At 32.3% G+C, this 2,267-nt stretch carries 3 protein-coding genes and 1 pseudogene; 1 reads left to right on the top strand and 3 read right to left on the bottom strand.

The window, feature by feature from the left end:
- Window positions 1-150: 150 nt before the first annotated feature.
- The 3 genes from MLE14_RS22095 to MLE14_RS22085 form a co-directional block, all read right to left on the bottom strand.
- The gene (locus MLE14_RS22095) at window positions 151-288 is read right to left on the bottom strand and encodes a hypothetical protein (protein ID WP_243300522.1); all 138 of its coding nucleotides are present in this window, start codon (window positions 286-288) and stop codon (window positions 151-153) included.
- Between the two features lie 541 nt (window positions 289-829).
- The gene (locus MLE14_RS22090) at window positions 830-1,183 is read right to left on the bottom strand and encodes a hypothetical protein (protein WP_243300521.1); all 354 of its coding nucleotides are present in this window, start codon (window positions 1,181-1,183) and stop codon (window positions 830-832) included.
- A 336-nt stretch (window positions 1,184-1,519) separates the two neighbouring features.
- The gene (locus MLE14_RS22085; RefSeq protein ID WP_243300520.1) at window positions 1,520-1,987 is read right to left on the bottom strand and encodes a hypothetical protein; all 468 of its coding nucleotides are present in this window, start codon (window positions 1,985-1,987) and stop codon (window positions 1,520-1,522) included.
- Between the two features lie 110 nt (window positions 1,988-2,097).
- Between MLE14_RS22085 and MLE14_RS22865 the strand changes: the two are divergent.
- Window positions 2,098-2,267 (top strand): annotated as a pseudogene (locus MLE14_RS22865) (terminase gpP N-terminus-related DNA-binding protein); the annotation flags it as partial.

Genomic DNA, 2,267 nt, shown 5'->3' with positions numbered 1-2,267 from the left:
CTGTCTACGCTTAAAGACTAAAGTTACCTTTAGCCCTCCAAGACTCGCTACGAGTGAATGGCTAGTTCTTACTCGACGGGAATCCCACCCGTTATATGATACGACCTAGGCTCGGCCGCACACCTGCCCTTTAGCTGAAGAACCTAGTATTTATCGGTTCTTTTTTCTTTTAACAGCAAGGTAAAATAAAATTAAACCCAAGGGAATGGCAATAACTAATAGAAAAGAAATTAATTGAAAGATACTATCTCCCCATGTAAATCCACCTTGAGTAGACAGTAGTAACATGAAAAACTCCCCCTTTATTCACTTTTTCCTTTTTAAACAAACCTGCTCCTTTAGTTGAATAGTTCTTATTTATTTCCTACTAACAAATTAAAAACAACTTTAATTTCCTTTAAAAACAATAAAATTAACCCAATAAAAATAAAAAATAGTCCTAAATAGTAAGGGAAATTAACCATTATTGCATTACGAGCCTGTTCTAATTTTCCTGGAGGCGCAAAAATTCAGAAGAATGTAGAAGGGTCTGCAAGGATCCACATGAGAAGTAAAATATTTAATACAGATATACATTGTGATGATAGTAAGAATCCCTGAGAGCTTTTGCTACCAGTGTGTTTCTTTTTCAGATATTTGTAAAGCGGCCAAGCATAAATCCAATGGATAAATCCCAAAAAGACCTGGCTTACCATTAGAACACCGTCATCAATTATAAAACCGTTCCTACCCATTAAATAATAAAGTACAACAAAAGCTACAAAAAGGATTATAGAAAGAATTAACCCTTTAGCATAAGATATCATGGTAAAAACTCCCCCACATAGATTCAGCTACTCTTTGCATATTTAAATCCTAAAAAGATAAAAACAAAAGTCGTAAGTAAACCAAAAATAAAAGCATATAGATAGGGCATAACTACATCACCTAAATCCCTTACTTCTTCATTAGGGAATAATTTAACTCCAATTGAAACAAAGATTATATAAAATACTCCAGTCACTATGGAAATTAATACAATCCCTTTGAGATTAGGTTTCTTATTATTTACATAATAAACAAATACAATTGAGGAAATGACTAATGAAATCCCAAAAGATATCGATATGCCAATTCTATTTAATAATGTAAAACAAAGTAGCAATAACACACTAAAGACAAATCCAATAAAAACATTCCTCATTCTCTCCCCCTGAAAAGTCTACATTAATACCTCTTTTTATTTTTACAAAATGTCAGATTACCTTCTTGAACTATCCTGCTCCATTCGTATTAGACTGATAATTAAAAGTTTAACATAAAATTCCAAAAGAATTCTCTTTTATTCTGAAAAGACTGACAAAAATAAAAAGATCGCCTTCATTGACGACCTTTATGCAACAAGTCTTATTCAACTCTACTGCCCTGTTAGCTCAATAACTTCAACAGAAAAAGCGTTAATCCTTTTGGATCAACGCGTTCTTTAGTTTAAAATCAATTTTCAATTGTATAATCAATAATTAGCAATCTGAATTAAGGTTTAAGGAGTCACCTTATCAGAAACTATCTTATCAATACTAAGCATATATTGCCAATTATCTGTTTCGAAAACCAATACATTAAAACCTGAAATTTTCATGTATGTTGCATTAGTTCCGTTGTTTAGTTTAAAGACGTTTTTAACATATTTGTCCCTAATTGGAATTTTATTCGTAATATGTCGAACATCAATTTTGTAATGGTGTTCAGCTGAATTTTCATTTATAAACACGCACTCAATATAGTCATTCATATCCCCTCCTAAATCATTAAACCTGCCAAAATAATGTGTAAATGTTAGGGGTGGAACTCTAAGCGGTAATTTTAAGTCGTGTTTAAAATGCTGTTCAAATTCTTTTACAGCCTCTTCGACAGTTTTATATCCTATTTCAGGGTAGATTTCTTCTAAAGGTCTCGGTTTATCATTTGAAATTGCATATACTGATTCACTATTTATCCCGTAAACCAAGACACTGTTAACAACGGTGATAAAATCCCCAATATAAACGGTTAAAAATTCCCCAGAAATAACGGATAATTGTCTCGATACAACAACTTTTAGGAGTGGAGAGACAATTGATGATTGAGATAGGGGAATTTTTTATGATTAAAGAACTTTATTAGAAAGGATGGACTATTAGCGCTATTGCTGAAGAGACTGGCTTTGATCGCAAAACGATTAGAAAGTACATAAACCAGTCCACCTTACCGGAATACCCGAAAAGAAAGGGAAAAGATAAAAAGAGAAA

The organism is Bacillus litorisediminis (assembly GCF_022808645.1).
Taxonomy (GTDB): Bacteria; Bacillota; Bacilli; order Bacillales; family JC228; genus Bacillus_BF; species Bacillus_BF litorisediminis.
Note: the sequence above shows the minus strand (reverse complement) of the source record. Positions and strands in the feature narration are given on the sequence as shown.